Consider the following 19995-nt stretch of genomic DNA (forward strand, 5'->3'; position numbering starts at 1 on the left):
TAAATATAAACATGGAATTTAAATTTGGAGGTTCTGCAGAGAATCAAAAAACAGTTTTAGGACATCCTTCAGGGTTGTTTGTACTCTTCTTTACTGAAATGTGGGAACGCTTCTCTTATTATGGAATGCGTGCATTGCTGGTATTATTTTTAGTATCAACTGTATTAGATGGAGGCTGGGAATGGTCAAGAGCTGATGCCTTAGTGCTTTATGGATGGTATACAGGACTAGTATATCTAACACCAATAATTGGTGGATTTATTGCGGATAAATTTATGGGTTATAGAAAAGCAGTCGTTCTAGGGGCTTTTATTATGACTTTAGGTCATGCAGCTATGGCATTAGAAGGTATGACATCTATGTTTTTCTATGCTGGACTAACTTTTTTAATTATTGGGAATGGATTTTTTAAACCAAACATTTCATCAATGGTTGGGCAACTATACAAGACTCAAGGCAAAGAGAAAGATGGAGGATATACCATATTCTATATGGGAATTAACGCTGGTGCCTTTTTAGGTATTTTACTATGTGGTTATATTGGTGAAAATATTGGTTGGCATTATGGCTTTGGTCTTGCTGGTATCTTTATGTTCTTAGGGATGTTGCAATTTTACTTTACTCAAAAAATATTTGGAAAAATTGGATTGACTCCAAAACAAGCAGAAGATTTTGATGACGTAATTGAAGACGGTGTTGAAAAAATTGGAGAGGATATCAAAGAAGCAATTGAAGAAGCGGAAAGCTCTAAAGTGGTTAGAGATAGAATGATTGTAATAGGAGTATTTTCTTTATTTGTAGTGTTCTTTTGGTGGGCGTTTGAACAAGCTGGTGGATCCATGACCGTTTTTGCAGCAGATTATACAGATAGAGCTTTAGAAGGAAGTGCAGCAATGACATTTAAAATCGTAAATACTATTATTACTGTAGTGCCAATGTTGGTTATTACTTGGGTTTTGGTTATGTTATTTAAACAAACGTTTAGCAAATTTAGTTTAGCAAGTATCTTGTTAGGTTTAAGCTTTGTTATTATTTGGGGTATTGTTATTTGGATGTTAAACAGAGAGTTTCAATCAGATGCAACCGAAGTACCAGCATCGTGGTTCTCGGTTCTAAACTCCTTATTTATTATTCTATTTGCGCCTGTTTTCTCTAAAATATGGGAAAGTAAATTAAACCCTTCTGGACCAGTTAAGTTTGCCATAGGTCTGTTATTAGTAGGCCTAGGGTTTGGAATTTTAGCTTATGGTGCTGCTGGGATACCTGATGGAGCTAAAACAGCTTCTGTGAGTTTAATGTTCTTAGTTGGAGCGTATTTCTTACATACTATGGGCGAACTATGTGTGTCACCAGTTGGATTATCTTATGTTAGTAAACTAGCGCCTGTTAAATTTGTAAGTTTAATGTTTGGAATTTGGTTCACAGCTAATTTCTTCGCTAATCTTTTAGGAGGTGTTACAGGAAGTTTTATTGATCCAATTTCTGAAGAGTATGGACTATCCACATTTTTCTTAATATTTACAATTATACCTATAGCAGCAGCGATAATAATGATGTTGTTAAATCCTATGCTTAAAAGAAAAATGCATGGTATTAAATAAGGTTAAAATATATACAAAAACGCCTCAATGAGGCGTTTTTTATTTTTTTTGTAATTTTGGAATAATAATTGACACTATATAAAGTATGAAAAATTTAGTACTTACACTTTTACTTGCAGTTTTTACAGTAGGCACTGTTGCTGCTCAAAAAATAAATTGGGTAACTCTTGAAGAAGCCATGGAACTTCAAAAGAAAAAGCCTAAAAAAATTATGATAGACATGTACACAGTTTGGTGTGGACCATGTAAAATGTTAGATAAAAACACGTTCCAAAATAAGGATGTTGTTGACTATGTGAATAAAAATTATTACGCCGTTAAATTTAATGCAGAAGGTAATGATATTGTGAAGTTTAGAGGCAAAGAATATACAAATCCAAATTATGACCCTGCCAAGGCTAGCAGACGAAATAATGCACATCAGTTGACACGATTATTTGGTATTACTGCGTATCCAACCATTGTTTATTTAGATGAAAAAGGCGAAGTTATTGCTCCAATTAAAGGCTATCAAAAACCTGATCAAATAGAACTGTATTTAAAGATGTTTGCTACAGATGATTATAAAGAATTAACAGATCAGCAGGCATTTAGCGATTACTATTTAGCCTTTAAACCAGAGTTTAAAAGCTAATTAGTTTAGTCACTTAATATAAAAGCTCCCGTTTTACCAGTTTGGTAAAATGGGAGCTTTCTTTTTTTACAAGACGATTCCCATCGTGTTATATAGGATTTGTAATTGCTACCATCTGCAATGATGCCTTTTGGTTGTAGTGAATCCATGAGCCGCTCTAAATTAATTTTAGGCGAATTGTAAAGTAAAACATAATCTGGATTTATAGTTTTAATATTATAAACACCTAAACTATCAACTAAGAAAATAGTTTTGTTTTTGTAAACAAATAGATCTTGTAAAGTATCTTCGGTCACGTGATGAATATAATTTGCTACTAAATAATCAGAGACTACTTCGTTGTATTTTATTGTGTCTAAATTATGAAAAATATCTAATCTCTTATGGTGCTTTTGGGCAATTACAGTATGCCTGCTTTTGTAAAAAATAATGAATGCATCATTACTGTTTTTATATTTGGTATATACAGACGCTGCCTGTAAACTTATAATTGAAATACAGAAAGCAATTATTGATTTGTGGCTTCGGTTTATGTATAAACTGATTAAAGTTATTATGATAAAATAAGAAGTAAAAACATGAAGCAGACTAAATGAAATATCTTTAATTATAAATTGATCTTGTTTTGCAATCCAACCAAAAAAAGTATTCATTAAGCTAATAACTTCCCCAAAACAATCCGCTAATAGTTGTGGTAAGATATTTAATGATGCCATGATAATGATAATAATACCAGTTGTTAGAATTAATCCTAATAATGGAATAATAATAATATTTGACAACCAAAATAGCCCAGGAAACTGATGAAAATAAAAGAAGCTTATAGGTAACACACCAAATTGTGCTGCTAGTGTTACTGTTAGAATTTGCCATAGCTTATCTGGAAGCCAAAATTTTGGCTTCCAGATGTTGTATAGTATTGGCTGTATTGAAACGATTGCAAGTACTGCTAAATAGCTTAGCTGAAAACCAACATCAAATAAAAATAAAGGCTTGAAAAGTAAAATAAAAAATACAGAAATAGCGAGTGTATTATAAATGTTACTAGGACGCTTTAAATGCATACCAATTGCAACAATACTAAACATGGTAGATGCTCTAATGACGGAAGCAGATGCGCCAGCTATTAGAGCATATGACCATAACAATAGTATTATTAATACCATTTTTATGGTCTTGCCATGTTTTAAGCGTTCTAGAGGTTTGAAAAAACCATTTAAAATGAGTAACAGAATTCCAATATGTAACCCAGAGACAGCAAGAATATGTACAGCTCCTGCATTTATATAATTGGTGTAAACGGCTTTATCTATATTTTGCCTCTGACCTAAAATTAGTGCGTTAATAATCGCTAATTCATCAGATTTAAAATGATAAAGTTGAAGCTTTTGGTTAATGGTGTTTCTTAATTTATTTGCGTAACCATTAAGTGTATGAATGTTGTCACTGACGTGGAAAAGTGTCTTGGGACTAACAAATAGTTGATGATAAATATATTGTTTTTCTAAATACGCTTTATAATCAAATTGATTTGGGTTTAAAGCCGAATTGATATCTGTGAAACGCTCACTAGTGTTATAAATAGCATCAACGTTTAATGGTTTTGTTAAATGATCTTTCGGAATATTTAATAAGGCTTTACCTGAAGTTTTTTCACTTGCAATTTGAAGAATCTCAATTATATATTTATCATGATAAAATCCAGACTTTAAAACCTTCTTAATTCTAAAAGTAATTGGTGTAACAGAATCATTTTTAAAAGAATAATTATGAGTGTAATGATTTGAAAAGTGCTTTTGATTATGAAAGTTTGTACTTGTAATTCCAATAAAAATAGTCGTTATATAAGTAGTAACACCAAACCAAATGGTTTTGTTAAACTGTTTTTTAGCAACATATAATAAAAGACTAAGAATTGTTAATAATATAATAGCGATAAGACTAATTAGCGCTGTAGAAATAGAAAATGTTTGTGCTATTAGAATACCAACGATTAAACAAGCACATAATTTTATAATTGTAAAATTAATAAGTTTCACATTATAAATATAGTAAATATTCTCTATTTATAAAGAAAATAATCTACAAAATGCGTCTAGCCTGCACATAAGCTAAATACCAATAACGCTCTGCAAGATTTGAAATCATAACTCCTTTGCTGGTAGAAGCATGAATAAACTCAACATAACCTGTTCTTGATGTTGTGACAATACCAACATGATTTACAGACCGACTATTTTTTTTTGTTGCAAAGAATAGTAAATCACCTTCTTGTACTCGCTTTAAGTCAACCCAGTCGCCTGTTTTAGCTAAATCTTTAGTAGTTCTTGGTAAATTTATATGCTCTTTTTTAAAAGAAGTATAGACTAATCCTGAGCAATCCATTCCCTTTTTTGTTGTCCCACCATACTTGTAACGTACACCTTCAAAGGTTTTGGCATAATCAACTATATTCGATATGCTTTTGCTGCTTGATGGTTGAGGTGCTGAGGAATTGGTTGTGGTTTTGGTTATACGTGTTTTTTTAGTTGTAATACGCTTGCTTTTAGAAGACTTACAGGAAGAAATAGAAACTAACAATATAAGAAAGAGGGCAATTTTTTTCATAAAGATATTTAAGTATTTATAGCATCAAATATAAGTTTAGCTGTTTTTTTACTCGCACCTTTTCCACCAAGTTTTTTTTCAAGTTCATAATACGCAATAAAATATTTAGTGCGTTCATATTCATCAAGGATGTGATCTAATTCTTTTTGTAATCGTTTGGTATTGAAATCATTTTGAATTAACTCCGTAACCACTTCTTTATTCATAATCAAATTCACCAAAGAAATAAAATCTAAATTTACAACACGTTTACCAATTTGATAGGATAGCCAGCTTCCTTTATAGCAAACAACTTGTGGAACTTTAAATAAAGCAGTCTCTAAAGTTGCTGTACCTGATGTCACTAAAGCGGCAAATGAAACACTTAGTAAATCATAAGTCTTATTAGAAATAAAATGAACGTTTTGATTGCTTATAAACTGCTCGTAAAAACTGTAATCTTGACTAGGTGCACCAGCAATGACAAACTGATAATTAGGATAATTAGAAACCACACTTAACATGACAGAAAGCATTTTTTTAATTTCTTGCTTTCTGCTTCCTGGTAATAATGCAATAATGGGTTTGTCATCTAATTCATGTTCTGCTCTAAAAGTATATTCATCAACTTGAGTTCTGTTTGCAATAGCATCAATTAAAGGATGACCAACAAAATGAATTGGGTAGTTGTGTTTTTCTTCATAGAATTTTTTTTCAAAAGGAAGAATAACATACATTTCATCTACATCACGTTTTATAGCTTTAATTCTATTTTCTTTCCATGCCCAAATTTGAGGAGAAATATAATAATGTGTTTTGTAACCTTTTAATTTTGCCCATTTAGCAATTCGAAGATTAAAGCCTGGATAGTCAATAAAAATAATAACATCTGGATTATAGACTTCAATATCTTTTTTGCAAAATGTTAAGTTTCTAGTGATTGTTCTTAAATTCATGACAACTTCAAGAAACCCCATGAATGCTAAATCTCTATAATGTTTTACTAAAGTATTACTGACTTGAAGCATCAAATCTCCTCCCCAAAATCTAAAGTCAGCATTAACATCTTCTACTTGTAATGCTTTCATTAAATTTGAGCCGTGTAAATCACCTGAAGCTTCTCCAGCAATGATGTAATACTTCATTTAATTATAAAAATTTAAAAGCAAAGGTTAATACTGCAATTAAAATAGTTGCAATAAGTACACCTCGTGCGCGTGCATCTTGTTTTTTTCTTAAAAAATAAAAAAAAGCAATAAGGTTTAAAATAGCTCCAAGACTTATAAGTTTTCCGATAAAACCTTGAGCATTTGCTGTTTTAATAACTTGTATAAAGCCATCACCTTTTCCTAAAAAATGCGCAGCTAAAAACAAACCAATTCCGTTAGTAATTAACCCAACAATTAACCCAATTATAGTTTCTTTTCTAGTCATTAAAATTCCAAGTATTTAAGTTTTGTATGCAATAATGTGCTGTTAAGTCAAATTGAACAGGAACAATAGAAACATAACCATTATCTAAAGCCCATTCGTCTGTGTCTTCGCCATGGTCTAAATTTACAAATTTTCCTGTAAGCCAATAATAAGCCTTGCCTTGAGGACTAATGCGTTTGTCAAATTCTTCAACCCAATTTGCTTTTGCCTGCCTACAAATTCTTACGCCTTTAATGTCTTTTTGCTCAAGTTTTGGGAAATTCACATTTAATACTACGCCAGATGCTAAACCGTTTTTTAATACATTTTGGACTATTGTTTTGGCGAAATATTGGGCAGCTTCAAAATTAGCGTTCCAATTATAATCTAATAATGAAAACCCAATAGAAGGAATGCCTTCAATTCCAGCTTCAAGAGCAGCGCTCATAGTCCCAGAATAAATTACATTTATAGAAGAGTTTGAGCCATGGTTAATCCCTGAAACACATAAGTCAGGTCTGCGGTCTAAAATCTCGCTAATAGCGAGTTTAACACAATCTGCAGGCGTGCCAGAGCAATTGTATTCTATTTGTTTGCCTTCATCAATATAAACTCGCTCTAAATATAGAGTAGAGTCTAAGGTTATCGCATGTCCCATTCCACTTTGTGGGCTGTCTGGCGCAACAACAACAACATCACCTATGGTATTCATGGTTTGTATAAGTGCTCTTATTCCAGGTGCAGTTATACCATCATCATTGGTGACTAATATAAGCGGTTTTTTTGGCATGTTTTTGAAGGTTTTCAGCACTGCTAAAATACATATTTTATTAAGTAAATTATTAATTTACTCAGTTTAACAAAAAATTAGTATCAAATGATTTTCATTGGCACGGTTTTTTCTTTAAATTAGTCAATTCGCATGAAGTCATAATCTTGAATCATTGCATAGTGTTAAATGGATATGATAGGTGATAATAATAAATAATAAAAGAACAGATGAAAAGAAAATATAATGTATTAATTCTATTGCTTTTACTCGCTTTTGCATCGTGTAGTTTTACAAGCAAAACATTTGATGATCCTGACAAGGACAAGTTATTAGTACAAGTGATAACTTATGTTTTAGAACGTGGGCATTTTGATCCAAAAGAAATGAATGATGAGTTTTCTGCTGGAGTTTATGCAGATTACCTAGAACAATTAGACCCTTTAAAGCGTTATTTTCATAAATCAGATATTGAAGAATTTCAGAAGTTTGAAACCTTGTTAGATGACCAACTAAAAGAATATGACATCGCTTTTTTTAATTTGACTCATGAAAGATTATTAAAGCGTATTGAAGAATCTAAAGATATTTATAAAGACATATTAAAACATCCTTTTGATTATAGTATCGATGAATCTTATAATACAGATTATAAGGAGATGGAGTATCTGAAGAATAAAAAACAACTTAAAGAACGCTGGAGAAAGCAACTTAAATTTTCTACCATTTCAAATTATGATGAATTAGTTTCTGAAAATGAAAAAAGCGAAACAGAAAAGAAATCATTAAAACAATTAGAAGAAGAAGCTCGTGAAGAAACATTGAAGTCAATAAACATGTATTATAACGACTACGTAGATGATATGCAACGTAAAGATTGGTTCTCTATGTATGTAAATGCAATTGTTGAAGAATTCGATCCTCATACATTTTATTTTGCTCCAGAAGACAAAGATCGTTTTGACCAATTAATGTCTGGTAAATTAGAAGGTATAGGAGCAAGACTACAAAAACGAATGGACAATACTAAAATTGTTGAACTTATTTCTGGAGGTCCAGCTTGGAGAGGAAACGAACTAGAAGTTGGTGATATTATCATGAAAGTACGTCAAGAAGATGAATTAGAGCCTGTAAACATCGTTGGGATGCGTTTAGATGACGCCATTAAACTTATAAAAGGACCTAAAGGGACTAAGGTTATACTCACGATAAAAAAAGTAGATGGTATGGTCGAAGATATTACCATCACTCGAGATTTGGTTGAACTTGAAGAAACCTATGCGAAATCATCTGTAGTTAACAAAAATGACAAACGCTTTGGTGTTATTAATCTCCCTAAATTTTATGTTGACTTTGAAGATTATAGAAAAAGAAATGCAGCAAGTGATATTAAAAAAGAAATCGAGCGTTTAAAAGCTGAAGGTATGGAAGGCTTAGTGTTAGACCTTCGTAATAATGGTGGAGGATCGCTTCAAACAGTTGTTGATATGGCTGGACTTTTTATTAAAGATGGTCCTGTAGTTCAGGTAAGATCAACAGGAGAGCCTAAAGAAGTATTAAAAGATAAAGATAAATCTATAATTTGGGATGGTCCTTTGGTTATTTTAGTAAATGAGTTATCTGCATCAGCATCAGAAATTTTAGCTGCAGCGATGCAAGATTATAAACGCGCTATTATTATTGGAAGCAAACAAACCTATGGAAAAGGAACCGTTCAGAATGTCTTAGACTTAAATAGAATGGTGCGTAATAATTCTAATGGAGATTTAGGGGCTTTAAAATTAACCACTCAAAAGTTCTATAGAATCAATGGTGGCTCAACACAATTAGAAGGAGTTAAAAGTGACGTGATCGTTCCAGATCGTTATAGCTTTATTGATGTTGGCGAAAAAGATCAAGAAAATCCATTGCCTTGGGATAAGATTGAAGCTGTAGATTATGCGTTTTGGGATAGTTATTTTGATTATGATAAAACAATTAAAAATAGCCAAGAGCGCATGAGTAATAATAAACAACTTAAATTAATTGAAGAAAATGCAAAATGGGTAAAAGAGAGAATGGATGAAAATATACTTTCTTTAAACTATGAAAAATATAAGCAGAAGTTAGACTTAAACGAAGAAGAAGCTAAACGCTTTGATATCATATCAGATTATCAAACAAGTTTAACTTTTGAATCTTTACCTTATGAAAAAGCTCTTTTTGAAACAGATACAATTTTAAAAGAAAAACGCACACGTTGGCATCAAAGCCTTAGTCAAGATGTCTATATTGAGGAAGCTTTAAATGTTTTAGAAGACTTGAAAATGAGTTATGCTATTAAAAAAGTAGCAACTACTGTTAAAGATTAAATAAATTTATGAGTCGTAAAACCAACTCATTAAGTGCTTTAGCGCTCCAAAAATTTAAAAGTAATTTTTGGGGCGTTTTTAGTTTTTGGTTTATAATAGTTATTGGGTTCGTTTCTGTTTTTGCTTATGCTTTTGCTCCAGATAACTCGCAATATGCAAATCAAATGCATTTGTCAATTCACTCAAAAAAACCAGGGTTTAAAGTGCAAATGTTAAGCTTACCTTCTCCTATTAAAAGCGAACAGTCTTTTTTTAATCAATTATTCTTTGGAAAAAAAAATACGACAACCGAAATTCCAATTTCTAATTTTAATGTTGAAAATAAAAGTTTAAATTATACCGAATATGCTTCAGATGGATTGGAAGGCGTTACAAAAACTGTTGAATTTCAGACACTAAATGAAGAGGAAATAAGAGCTTTAATTTCAGAAAATAAATTTCTCTTTGGGACAGATAAATATGGACGAGATCTTTTAAGTAGAATTTTGGTAGGCGCTAGAATCTCATTTTTTATTGGTTTTGTAGCAGTTTTTATCTCTTTGGTAATAGGTATTTTCATGGGTAGCGTGGCTGGTTATTTTGGCGGAAAAATAGACGCTCTTATAATGTGGATAATTAATGTTACTTGGTCTATTCCAACTCTATTGTTAGTTATAGCTATTACCTTGGCTCTTGGAAAAGGGTTTTGGCAAGTTTTTATTGCTGTTGGTTTAACAATGTGGGTTGAAGTTGCTAGAGTGGTTCGAGGACAAATCATTAGCGCAAAAGAAATGCAATATATTACAGCTGCTAAAGCTTTAGGGTTTAATCATTTTAGAATTATTACTAGACACATCTTACCTAATATTATGGCTCCAGTTATCGTTATTTCTGCAGCTAATTTTGCAGCTGCAATTTTAATAGAAAGTGGTTTAAGTTTTTTAGGGATTGGTGCACAGCCACCTATGGCAAGTTGGGGTGCTATGATTAAGGATCATTACAATTACATTATTTTAGGAAAACCTTATTTAGCTTTAATTCCTGGATTGTGTATTATGACTTTAGTAATGGCTTTTATGCTTATTGGTAATGCACTTCGTGATGCACTAGATGTCAAGACTTAATCTAATATCATGTTAGAGTTTAAAGAATCAATATATTCTAATACATCTTCTTTGCCAATATTTTTAGATGATGAGGTGATAAAATAATTTGGCATTTCTTCCCAAGTTTCAAGCAGTACATTCTTATAGCTTTCAATATGATTGTCAATAGCTTTTGGTTTTAGTTTATCAGCTTTAGTGAAAATGATTGAAAAAGGAATTCCATGTTCTCCCAACCATTGCATAAATTCTAAGTCAATTGGTTGAGGATTGTGCCTTATATCTACAAGGACAAATGCAGAAACAAGTTGCTCGCGTAAAGCAAAGTATTGCGTTATAAATTTTTGAAATGTTTTTTTTGAAGTTTTAGAAACTCGTGCATAACCATAGCCTGGTAAATCAACCAAATACCAATTGTCATTAATGATAAAATGGTTTATGAGTTGTGTTTTCCCAGGTCTTCCTGAAGTTTTTGCTAAGCTTTTTCGACTCGTCAACATGTTTATTAGAGACGATTTGCCAACATTACTTCTGCCTATAAAAGCATATTCAGGGATGCTGTTTTTAGGACATTTTGAAACATCAGAATTACTTACAACAAACTCTGCAGACTTAATTTTCATCATCAAGAAATTACATATTGCGTTTAGTCAACCATGTGTCTAATATCGAATTAAATTCATCTGGATGTTCCATCATTGCAGCATGGCCACACTTATCTATCCAAAATAAATCAGAATCAGGAAGCAAGCTGTTGAACTCATCAGCTACTTCTGGAGGTGTAACATTATCATTTTTCCCCCAAATAATACAAGTAGGTGTTGTCATTTTAGGTAAATCCTTTGCCATATTATGCCTAATAGCACTTTTGGCAATGGCAAGTGTTTTTATAAGTTTATTTCTATCGTTTACCGTTTCATAAACTTCATCTACTATTTCTTTGGTCGCCACTGCAGGATCATAAAAAACATCTTGAGCTTTCTTTTTAATGACCTCATAATCGCTTCGTTTGGTATAACCTCCACCCATGGCACTTTCATACAAGCCAGAACTACCAGTTATTACTAAAGCTTTTACTTTTTCTGGGTAAAGCTTTGTATGGTATAAGCCAATATGACCTCCAAGCGAATTACCTAATAAAATAACTTCCTTAAATCCTTTAAACTCTATAAAGTCATGCAAGTATTTTGCAAAACTTTTCACGTTCGTTTTAAGTAAAGACATGCTGTAAATAGGAAGTTCAGGAATAAGTACTTTATAGCCTTTCTCGCTAAAGTAATTGGTAACGGCATCAAAATTACTCAAGCCTCCCATAAGACCATGGAGTACAATAATTGGTGTGCCTTCACCAACCTCAATGTAGTTGTAATTCTTTTCTTTTTTTAAGCGATGAGCCATGTATTAATTAGTCATTTCTTTAAAAACAAATATAGGTAATTCATTCATATTATAGTGATTAAAATTAAAAGTCCCTAAGGACTTTCTTAAATGAGATGTTAACAATGCTTTATTGAAAATCTTGATTTAATGTAATCTATTGATATTGAGTGATTAACATTTTTTAAGCCTTTTTAAAATCGATATTAATCATCTTTTAATCGAAAATTTATTAACAAAGTGGTAAAATGTGGTAAAATGTGGTATATTTTTCAATATATTTGAAGCTTAAACGTTCAAGAAGTAATAAATCACAGTGAACTCATTAATAGGAACATACGAATGTAAAGTAGATGCCAAAGGAAGGCTTATGCTTCCTGCTGCTCTAAAAAAACAGTTGTCTCCTGTGCTGCAAAACGGATTTGTATTGAAGCGTGCGGTTTTTCAATCGTGTTTAGAGTTGTATCCAATGAGTGAGTGGCAAGCTTTAATGAGTAAAGTGAATAAGCTTAATCGTTTTAAAAAGAAGAATAATGATTTCATAAGGCGTTTCACGGCTGGTGTAAAAATGATTGAAGTCGACGCAACAGGACGTTTATTAATCCCTAAAGATTTAGTGGTTTTCGCCAATATTTCAAAAGACATCGTAGTGTCTTCGGCTGTTAACATTATTGAAATTTGGGATAAAGATAAGTACGAGCAAGCTATAGATGATGCAACCGTAGATTTTGCTGATTTAGCTGAAGAGGTTATGGGACAAGACGATATTGACGATGGAATATCATAATCCAGTTTTGCTGAAAGAAACCGTTGATGGCTTAAACATTATAGAAAATGGTGTTTATGTTGATGTTACTTTCGGTGGTGGTGGACATAGTAAAGAAATATTAAAACGACTTGGTACTAATGGGAAATTGTATGCCTTTGACCAAGATCAAGATGCTCTTAAAAATGCAATTGATGATGAGCGATTTACATTAATACATGAGAATTTTAGATATGTAAAACGCTTTTTGAGATTCTATGGTGTTAAGCAAGTTGATGGTATTCTAGCCGATTTTGGCGTGTCATCTCATCAATTTGATGTTGCTGAACGCGGTTTTTCAACTCGATTTGAAGCCGATTTAGATATGCGAATGAATCAACAAAGTAAGTTGTCCGCATATCATGTGGTTAATGAATATGATGAAGAACAATTAAGACAAGTCTTGTGGCAATATGGTGAATTAAGACAAGCGCCAGCAATGGCAAGAGTGATAGTAGAACATAGAGCAAATGAAATTATAAAAACGAGCGAACAATTAAAAACTGTTTTAAAACGCTTTTTGCAACATAAAAAAGAAAATAAAGTTTTAGCTCAAATTTATCAAGCCATTCGTATAGAAGTGAATCAGGAAATTGAAGCTTTAAAGGAATTTTTAACACAAACTCCAGACGTATTGAAACCGTCTGGACGTTTAAGTTTTATATCATATCACTCTCTAGAAGATAGGTTGGTGAAACGTTTTATAAGAAACGGACTGTTTGAAGGTGAGCCAGAACGTGATGTATTCGGAAATTTTGAAGTGCCTTTAAAGAAAGTAAATGGGCTAATAGTTCCAAGTAAAGAAGAAATAAGTAAAAACAATAGAGCTAGAAGTGCAAAGCTTCGAATTGCTGAAAAACTGTAAAAATTTGTGATTTAAAGATTTTAGAAATCACATAAATAAAAATGAAAAAAAACATCTATAGCATATTAAAAGGAAAGTTTCTCGTTAGTGACGATGCTTTTAAAAACTGGAGAATGATTTTGTTCATTTCTGGTTTAGCTATTGTAATGATTGCAAGTTCTCATAGTGCAGATAAAAAAGTACATGAAATTGCAAAGCTCAATAATGAAGTGAAAGAATTAAGGTCTGCCATGATAGATGGTCGAGGCAGGCTCATGAAACTCAAAAAAGAATCTTTTTTAGAAAATATAATGGCAGAAAAAGGAATTGCGATTTCAGAAATTCCGCCACAAAAAATTAAAGTTAAATCACAAAACTAGTTCACCTTGGCAGTAAGCGAGAAGAACATATTAAATCGATTGTATTTTATAGCAGGATGTATGTTCATCTTCGCTCTAGCAGTCGTGTTTAAATTGTTAAGTATTCAGTTTATTCAAGGCGATAAATATAGAGATATAGCACATAAACGAACCATTAAGGAAATTCCTATTCCTGCAAATCGTGGTAATGTATATTCTGTAAACGGAAACCTGCTTGCTACTTCAATTCCTAAATATGATATTAGAATTGATGCCTTGACGCCTTCATCAAAAACCTTTGAAGAAAACTTAAAACCATTAAGTGATGCACTAGCTAAACATACAGGAAAAACATCATCTTATTATCAAAAAGAATTACGTAAAGCAAGAGCGAATAAAAACAGATACTATTTGTTAGCTCGTAACATTGGTTACTCCGATTATATCAAATTTCGAAATTTTCCAATGTTAAAATTAGGCGCCTATAAAGGCGGTTTAATTGTTGAGCAAACTACAAAACGAGAACACCCAATGGGTGGAATTGCAGAAAGATCCATTGGTTATGAGCGTTTTGACGATAAAGGCAATGTGACAAGAGCAGGTATAGATGGCGCTTTTGGAGTGAAATATTTAAGAGGGAAAGATGGTAAGCGTTTAAAACAAAAAATAGGAAAAGGCCAATGGAAACCTATTGTAGATTACAATCAAGTTGAACCAAAAGATGGCTATGACGTCTATACCACTATTGATGTGAATGTTCAAGATATTGCACATCATGCATTACTGAAACAACTGGAAATGTACGAAGCCGAACATGGTTGTGTTGTTGTAATGGAAGTTGAAACAGGCGAAATAAGAGCGATATCTAACCTTGCTAAAAGTGAATCGGGGAAATATTATGAAAAGCGAAACTATGCCGTTTGGGAATCTCATGAGCCTGGCTCTACGTTTAAAGTGATGGCTCTAATGGCAGCTTTAGAAGATAAAGTTATTGATACGTCTACTATTGTTGATACTCAAAATGGAAAGAAAAGATTTTATGGTAGAGATATTAATGATTCGCATCGAGGTGGTTATGGAAAGATTTCAGCAGCACGAGCACTTGAGGTGTCTTCTAATATAGGACTGGCTTCAATTATTGATGAACATTATTCTAAAACACCTGAAAAATTCATCAATAGATTAAAAAAGTGGCGATTAGATCAACCGCTTGGAGTTTCAATAATGGGAGAAGGTCATCCTGTAATTCCTAAACCTGGAGATGAAATTTGGAGTAAAAATGCATTGCCATCTATGGCTTATGGTTACAATCTTCAGTTAACACCTCTGCAAACTTTGGCGTTTTACAATGCCATTGCAAATAATGGTGAATTAGTAAAACCTCGCTTTTTAAGAGCTGTTAAAGAGTTTGATAAAGAGATAGAAACCTTTGAAAAAGAAGTGCTGGTTGATAAGATTTGTACTGATAAAACTTTACTTGAGATAAAAGATATTTTAAAAAACATTGTGGTTCGAGGTACTGGAAAGAAGCTTTATTCTAAAACTTTCTCAATGGCAGGAAAAACAGGAACAGCCAGAACAGACTACAGTAATAGTGAAGAATGGGAAAAAGACCGCAAATACATCTCGTCTTTTGCAGGATATTTTCCTGCTGAAAAACCAAAGTATTCATGCATCGTTATTATTCATAAACCAAGTACTAAGGTTGGTTATTATGGTGCAGATGTTACTGGTCCTGTGTTTAAAAGAATTGCTCAAAAAATATTTACAGATACACCAATCATTGATGAGGTGCATTCTTTGGAAGTTGTAAATGCTTCAGTAGAAAATGAATTTGAAAGCTATTACAATACTGCGCAAACGTTTAAAACGATTATGCCAAATGTTGTCGGCTTGCCTGCTATGGATGCTCTTTCATTATTAGAAAATATGGATGTAGATATTGAGGTGAAAATTACTGGGACAGGTGTTGTTAAAAAACAATCCATCGATAAAAATACAAAACTTAAAAACAAACAAACTATTCTTTTAGAAGCATCGTGATAGATTTTAAAGACATATTATATACTGTAAATATCAATGCCGTAGTTGGTAGTACTAACGTGTTTATTAGAAACATCGATTTCGATTCACGTAAAATTGCTATTAATGACGCGTTTGTTGCGATTAAAGGAACTGCTGTAGATGGACATGATTTTATCAACTTAGCCATTAAACAAGGTGCTATGGTTGTGGTTTGTGAAAAACTACCTCATAACCTTAACCCTAAAGTAACTTACGTTCAAGTCAATGATACGACTAAAGCATTAGCTATCATGGCATCTAATTATTATGACTCGCCTTCTAAAAATTTAAAACTTGTTGGTGTTACAGGAACTAATGGAAAGACTACAATAGCAACACTTTTATATCAGTTATTTAAAGATGCTGGTTATAAAGTAGGCTTGCTGTCTACCGTAAAAATAATGGTTAACGATTTAGAGTATAAAGCGACGCATACTACTCCAGATTCACTAACTATTAATCGCTATTTAAAGGAAATGAATGACGAAGGTGTTGAGTTTTGCTTTATGGAAGTAAGCTCTCATGGCATTCATCAAAACAGAACAGAAGCTCTTTATTTTGAAGGTGGAATATTTACCAATTTATCTCATGACCATCTGGATTATCACGATACATTTGATGAGTATAGAGATGTTAAAAAATCGTTTTTTGATAAGCTGCCACGTGAGTCATTTGCACTTGTAAATGTTGATGATAAAAATGGCTTAGTGATGCTTCAAAACACTAAGGCAAGAAAGTTTACTTATGCTTTAAAAAATTATGCAGATTATAAAGCGCAAATTTTAGAAAATCAATTTAGTGGTTTATTACTTAAAATTAATAACGCTGAAGTTTGGACGCGATTAATTGGAAATTTCAATGCTTACAATGTGTTAGCTATTTATGCAACAGCAGATTTATTAGGCTTAGAAAAAGTAGAAACTTTAAGATTAATAAGCGGCTTAGAAAGTGTAAGTGGTCGCTTTCAATACCTTATATCTGACGAAAAAATTACTGCAATTATTGATTATGCTCATACACCTGATGCCTTAAAAAATGTCTTAGAAACAATTAATAGTATTCGCACCAAAAATGAAGAACTTATAACTGTGGTTGGTTGTGGTGGTGATCGTGATAAAACCAAAAGACCAAAAATGGGCAATATTGCTTCAGCATTAAGCACTAAAGTCATTTTTACAAGTGATAATCCTCGTAGCGAGGTTCCTGAAATGATAATTTCAGAGATAGAAAAAGGTGTAGATCCAATAAACTATAAAAAAACAATGTCTATTGTCGACAGGAAACAAGCTATTAAAACAGCTTGCCAGTTAGCAGGTCCAAACGATATCATTTTAATAGCTGGAAAAGGCCACGAAACCTATCAGGAAGTTAATGGGGAACGCCATGATTTTGATGATTATAAAACGGTACAAGAATTTTTAAAACAATTACAAAAGTAGTATGCTGTATTATTTATTTGAATATTTAGAACAACAATACCAATTTCCAGGAGCATCTCTTTTTGGGTTCATTACCTTTAGAGCTGCTGTTGCTATTATCTTATCTCTGTTGTTTTCTACAATATTTGGAAAACGTATCATACGCTTTTTACAAAAACAACAAGTTGGTGAGACCATTAGAGATTTAGGGCTTGATGGACAAGCAGAAAAAGCTGGAACGCCTACTATGGGTGGAATCATTATTATTATGGCGACGTTAATCCCAGTTTTACTACTCGCTAAACTTGAAAATATTTATATCATCCTATTAATAGTTACCACATTATGGATGGGAACTATTGGTTTTATTGACGATTATATTAAAAAATTTAAAAATGATAAGGAAGGTTTAAAAGGCCGATTTAAAGTGTTAGGCCAAGTTGGTTTAGGGATTATTGTTGGAGCAACGTTATATTTCAGTCCTAATGTAACCATTAAAGAAAAGCTTCCTATCGCTCAACAACAAGAGATTTTAGCTGAAAACCCTAATGCTTTACCTTCAAAGTTTTTTCAAGCGGAAGAGCAATCTACTAAAACAACAATTCCTTTTGTAAAAGGAAATGAATTTGATTATGCAGATTTAATCACTTGGATAAACCCTGAATGGTCTAAATACGCTTGGCTAATTTTCATTCTAGCATCTATATTCATTATTACAGCGGTGTCAAATGGCGCAAATTTAACCGATGGTATAGATGGTCTCGCCGCAGGAACGTCAGCAATTATAGTCCTCACTTTAGGCATATTCGCTTTTGTGTCTGGTCATATTGTGTTTTCAGATTACCTGAATATCATGTTCATACCAAGAATTGAAGAAATCACTATTTATATCGCAGCATTTGTTGGAGCGCTTATTGGGTTTTTGTGGTACAATTCGTATCCAGCTCAAGTGTTTATGGGAGATACAGGAAGCTTAACTATTGGAGGAATTATCGCAGTAATTGCTATTGCAGTAAGAAAAGAATGGCTTATTCCTGTGTTATGTGGCATCTTTTTAGCCGAAAACCTCTCGGTGGTTATGCAAGTGAGTTGGTTTAAATATACAAGAAAAAAATATGGTGAAGGACGACGTATTTTTAAAATGTCGCCTTTACATCATCATTATCAAAAGTCAGGATATCATGAAAGTAAAATTGTTACAAGGTTCTGGATTGTCGGAATTCTGCTAGCAATACTTTCTATAGTGACACTAAAAATAAGATAGCGTTTGTCATTCCGCACTTGATGCGGAATCCATATAAATGAAAGTAAGATTCTATAACAAAATATAGAATGACAAAATAATGAAGAAGCAGAGGTTAGTCATATTAGGAGGAGGAGAAAGTGGTGTAGGTACAGCGCTTTTAGGAAAAGATAAAGGCTATGATGTTTTTGTTTCAGATAAAGGAACAATAAAAGAGAAATATAAAGAAGTTCTTATACATAATGAGATTGAATGGGAAGACAATCAGCATACAGAATCAAAAATTCTGAATGCCAATGTTGTAATGAAAAGCCCAGGAATTCCTGATGCAGTTGCTATTGTTCAGCAATTGATAAAAAAGGGCATTCCTGTAATTTCTGAAATTGAATTTGCGGCACAGTATACTAAGGCAACATTAATTGGTATAACTGGTAGCAATGGTAAAACGACAACAGCTTCACTAACACATCACCTTTTAAAACAGGTGTTAAATGTTGGTTTAGCTGGAAATATTGGCGACAGTTTTGCTAAGCAGATTATTGAAGAAGGTTTTGAAAATTACGTGTTGGAGATTAGCAGTTTTCAGTTAGATGGAATCATCAATTTTAAACCAAAAATTGCCATAATCACTAATATCACACCAGACCATTTAGATCGATATGATTATCAATTTGAAAATTATATCGCTTCAAAATTCAGAATTGCTATGAATCAAACGAAAGATGATTTTTTGATTTATGATGCAGATGACGACGTCATCACTAATTGGTTAAAATCACATCCAGTTCAATCCACATTATTGCCATTTTCATTAACAAAAGTTATCGAAAACGGCGCGTATTTAGATAAAGAAAACATAATAATAACAATAGATAACAACCAGATCAACATGTCAACATCCAATCTAGCATTAGAAGGTAAACATAACATTAAAAATGCAATGGCTGCTTCAACAGTGGCTCATTTGCTAAAAATTAGAAAGCAAACGATTCGAGAAAGTTTAGAAAATTTCCAAGGTGTAGAGCATCGTTTGGAACATGTATTGAAAATTAATAAAGTGCAATACATAAACGATTCAAAAGCAACTAATGTCAATGCGACTTATTATGCTTTAGAAAGTATGGACGCACCAACCATTTGGATTGTTGGTGGTGTAGATAAAGGGAATGACTATAAGGAGCTTTTTCCTTTTGTTAACGAAAAAGTCAAAGCCATTATTTGCTTAGGAGTCGATAATGAAAAGTTGCTAAGCACTTTCGTGAATATGGTTGATGTTATAGTTGAAACACAATTTATGAGTGAAGCAATAAAAATTGCTTACAAAATAGCAGATGCAGGCGATAATGTTTTGCTTTCTCCTGCTTGTGCAAGTTTTGATTTATTCGAAAACTATGAAGACAGAGGTAGACAATTTAAAGACGCTGTAAGAAATTTATAAAAAGTAAAGAT

Annotated in this window: 18 protein-coding genes; 11 read left to right on the forward strand and 7 right to left on the reverse strand. The window is 32.5% G+C overall.

The features are described 5' to 3' along the window. Nucleotides 1-11: 11 nt before the first annotated feature. Nucleotides 12-1601: a peptide MFS transporter gene (locus ACFS5M_RS04675; RefSeq protein WP_183486300.1), complete on the forward strand. Its 1590-nt coding sequence runs from the start codon at nucleotides 12-14 to the stop codon at nucleotides 1599-1601. An 85-nt stretch (nucleotides 1602-1686) separates the two neighbouring features. After that, complete coding sequence (locus ACFS5M_RS04680) at nucleotides 1687-2235, forward strand: thioredoxin family protein (RefSeq protein WP_183486302.1); 549 nt, start codon at nucleotides 1687-1689, stop codon at nucleotides 2233-2235. Between the two features lie 5 nt (nucleotides 2236-2240). On the opposite strand, the gene ACFS5M_RS04685 is transcribed toward ACFS5M_RS04680, so the two are convergent. The 5 genes from ACFS5M_RS04685 to surE are packed head-to-tail and all read right to left on the reverse strand — an operon-like array spanning nucleotide 2241 to nucleotide 7024. Beyond that, on the reverse strand, nucleotides 2241-4274 hold the full coding sequence (locus tag ACFS5M_RS04685; RefSeq protein WP_183486304.1) for a ComEC/Rec2 family competence protein: 2034 nt from the start codon (nucleotides 4272-4274) through the stop codon (nucleotides 2241-2243). 43 nt (nucleotides 4275-4317) lie between these two features. Beyond that, nucleotides 4318-4842, reverse strand: a complete 525-nt coding sequence (locus tag ACFS5M_RS04690) for a C40 family peptidase (protein WP_183486305.1) — start codon at nucleotides 4840-4842, stop codon at nucleotides 4318-4320. A gap of 8 nt (nucleotides 4843-4850) precedes the next feature. Beyond that, nucleotides 4851-5966 (reverse strand): lipid-A-disaccharide synthase, encoded by a 1116-nt coding sequence (gene lpxB / locus ACFS5M_RS04695; protein ID WP_183486306.1) that lies wholly within the window; start codon nucleotides 5964-5966, stop codon nucleotides 4851-4853. A gap of 4 nt (nucleotides 5967-5970) precedes the next feature. Continuing rightward, nucleotides 5971-6255, reverse strand: a complete 285-nt coding sequence (locus tag ACFS5M_RS04700; RefSeq protein WP_183486308.1) for a hypothetical protein — start codon at nucleotides 6253-6255, stop codon at nucleotides 5971-5973. Beyond that, a complete protein-coding gene (gene surE / locus ACFS5M_RS04705) occupies nucleotides 6248-7024 on the reverse strand; it encodes a 5'/3'-nucleotidase SurE (RefSeq protein ID WP_183486310.1) in 777 nt (258 codons plus the stop codon). The genes ACFS5M_RS04700 and surE overlap by 8 nt, the downstream gene beginning before the upstream one ends. Nucleotides 7025-7233: 209 nt before the next feature. On the opposite strand from surE, the gene ACFS5M_RS04710 reads away from it, so the two are divergent. Both ACFS5M_RS04710 and ACFS5M_RS04715 read left to right on the forward strand, forming a co-directional pair. Then, entirely contained in the window at nucleotides 7234-9354 is a 2121-nt protein-coding gene (locus ACFS5M_RS04710) for a carboxy terminal-processing peptidase (protein WP_183486312.1), read from the forward strand. 8 nt (nucleotides 9355-9362) lie between these two features. Continuing rightward, nucleotides 9363-10457 (forward strand): ABC transporter permease, encoded by a 1095-nt coding sequence (locus ACFS5M_RS04715; protein WP_183486314.1) that lies wholly within the window; start codon nucleotides 9363-9365, stop codon nucleotides 10455-10457. Here ACFS5M_RS04715 and yihA read toward each other — a convergent pair. Next, a complete protein-coding gene (gene yihA / locus ACFS5M_RS04720) occupies nucleotides 10454-11059 on the reverse strand; it encodes a ribosome biogenesis GTP-binding protein YihA/YsxC (RefSeq protein WP_183487270.1) in 606 nt (201 codons plus the stop codon). The two genes, ACFS5M_RS04715 and yihA, sit on opposite strands and share 4 nt — an antisense overlap. A 10-nt stretch (nucleotides 11060-11069) precedes the next feature. Next, on the reverse strand, nucleotides 11070-11834 hold the full coding sequence (locus ACFS5M_RS04725; protein WP_183486315.1) for an alpha/beta fold hydrolase: 765 nt from the start codon (nucleotides 11832-11834) through the stop codon (nucleotides 11070-11072). 295 nt (nucleotides 11835-12129) lie between these two features. Here ACFS5M_RS04725 and mraZ point away from each other — a divergent pair, with 295 nt between their 5' ends. The 7 genes from mraZ to murD all read left to right on the forward strand — a co-directional run bounded on the left by mraZ (nucleotide 12130) and on the right by murD (nucleotide 19984). Further along, complete coding sequence (gene mraZ / locus ACFS5M_RS04730; protein ID WP_183486317.1) at nucleotides 12130-12600, forward strand: division/cell wall cluster transcriptional repressor MraZ; 471 nt, start codon at nucleotides 12130-12132, stop codon at nucleotides 12598-12600. After that, nucleotides 12587-13483, forward strand: coding sequence for a 16S rRNA (cytosine(1402)-N(4))-methyltransferase RsmH (gene rsmH, locus ACFS5M_RS04735; protein ID WP_183486319.1), 897 nt, complete (start codon nucleotides 12587-12589; stop codon nucleotides 13481-13483). The genes mraZ and rsmH overlap by 14 nt, the downstream gene beginning before the upstream one ends. Nucleotides 13484-13524: 41 nt before the next feature. Further along, nucleotides 13525-13842 carry an FtsL-like putative cell division protein gene (locus tag ACFS5M_RS04740; RefSeq protein WP_183486321.1) on the forward strand — a complete coding sequence of 106 codons (318 nt, stop codon included), beginning with the start codon at nucleotides 13525-13527 and terminating at the stop codon, nucleotides 13840-13842. Between the two features lie 60 nt (nucleotides 13843-13902). Next, nucleotides 13903-15864 carry a penicillin-binding protein gene (locus ACFS5M_RS04745; protein ID WP_183487272.1) on the forward strand — a complete coding sequence of 654 codons (1962 nt, stop codon included), beginning with the start codon at nucleotides 13903-13905 and terminating at the stop codon, nucleotides 15862-15864. After that, nucleotides 15861-17324 (forward strand): UDP-N-acetylmuramoyl-L-alanyl-D-glutamate--2,6-diaminopimelate ligase, encoded by a 1464-nt coding sequence (locus tag ACFS5M_RS04750; protein WP_183486323.1) that lies wholly within the window; start codon nucleotides 15861-15863, stop codon nucleotides 17322-17324. Before ACFS5M_RS04745 ends, ACFS5M_RS04750 begins: the two co-directional genes overlap by 4 nt. 1 nt (nucleotide 17325) lies before the next feature. Then, complete coding sequence (mraY, locus tag ACFS5M_RS04755) at nucleotides 17326-18567, forward strand: phospho-N-acetylmuramoyl-pentapeptide-transferase (RefSeq protein ID WP_183486325.1); 1242 nt, start codon at nucleotides 17326-17328, stop codon at nucleotides 18565-18567. A gap of 79 nt (nucleotides 18568-18646) precedes the next feature. Continuing rightward, nucleotides 18647-19984, forward strand: a complete 1338-nt coding sequence (gene murD / locus ACFS5M_RS04760; protein ID WP_183486327.1) for a UDP-N-acetylmuramoyl-L-alanine--D-glutamate ligase — start codon at nucleotides 18647-18649, stop codon at nucleotides 19982-19984. The last annotated feature ends 11 nt before the right edge of the window (nucleotides 19985-19995 follow it).

It is taken from the genome of Lacinutrix iliipiscaria, assembly GCF_042686125.1.
Lineage (GTDB): Bacteria > Bacteroidota > Bacteroidia > Flavobacteriales > Flavobacteriaceae > Oceanihabitans > Oceanihabitans iliipiscarium.

What these genes read in the sequence shown, in the direction of transcription:
- ACFS5M_RS04675 (WP_183486300.1), top strand. Translation starts at nt 12, where the DNA reads ATGGAATTTAAATTTGGAGGTTCTGCAGAGAATCAAAAAACAGTTTTA.
- ACFS5M_RS04680 (WP_183486302.1), top strand. Translation starts at nt 1,687, where the DNA reads ATGAAAAATTTAGTACTTACACTTTTACTTGCAGTTTTTACAGTAGGC.
- ACFS5M_RS04690 (WP_183486305.1), bottom strand. Translation starts at nt 4,842, where the DNA reads ATGAAAAAAATTGCCCTCTTTCTTATATTGTTAGTTTCTATTTCTTCC.
- lpxB (WP_183486306.1), bottom strand. Translation starts at nt 5,966, where the DNA reads ATGAAGTATTACATCATTGCTGGAGAAGCTTCAGGTGATTTACACGGC.
- ACFS5M_RS04700 (WP_183486308.1), bottom strand. Translation starts at nt 6,255, where the DNA reads ATGACTAGAAAAGAAACTATAATTGGGTTAATTGTTGGGTTAATTACT.
- surE (WP_183486310.1), bottom strand. Translation starts at nt 7,024, where the DNA reads ATGCCAAAAAAACCGCTTATATTAGTCACCAATGATGATGGTATAACT.
- ACFS5M_RS04710 (WP_183486312.1), top strand. Translation starts at nt 7,234, where the DNA reads ATGAAAAGAAAATATAATGTATTAATTCTATTGCTTTTACTCGCTTTT.
- ACFS5M_RS04715 (WP_183486314.1), top strand. Translation starts at nt 9,363, where the DNA reads ATGAGTCGTAAAACCAACTCATTAAGTGCTTTAGCGCTCCAAAAATTT.
- yihA (WP_183487270.1), bottom strand. Translation starts at nt 11,059, where the DNA reads ATGAAAATTAAGTCTGCAGAGTTTGTTGTAAGTAATTCTGATGTTTCA.
- ACFS5M_RS04725 (WP_183486315.1), bottom strand. Translation starts at nt 11,834, where the DNA reads ATGGCTCATCGCTTAAAAAAAGAAAAGAATTACAACTACATTGAGGTT.
- rsmH (WP_183486319.1), top strand. Translation starts at nt 12,587, where the DNA reads ATGGAATATCATAATCCAGTTTTGCTGAAAGAAACCGTTGATGGCTTA.
- ACFS5M_RS04740 (WP_183486321.1), top strand. Translation starts at nt 13,525, where the DNA reads ATGAAAAAAAACATCTATAGCATATTAAAAGGAAAGTTTCTCGTTAGT.
- ACFS5M_RS04745 (WP_183487272.1), top strand. Translation starts at nt 13,903, where the DNA reads ATGTTCATCTTCGCTCTAGCAGTCGTGTTTAAATTGTTAAGTATTCAG.
- mraY (WP_183486325.1), top strand. Translation starts at nt 17,326, where the DNA reads ATGCTGTATTATTTATTTGAATATTTAGAACAACAATACCAATTTCCA.
- murD (WP_183486327.1), top strand. Translation starts at nt 18,647, where the DNA reads ATGAAGAAGCAGAGGTTAGTCATATTAGGAGGAGGAGAAAGTGGTGTA.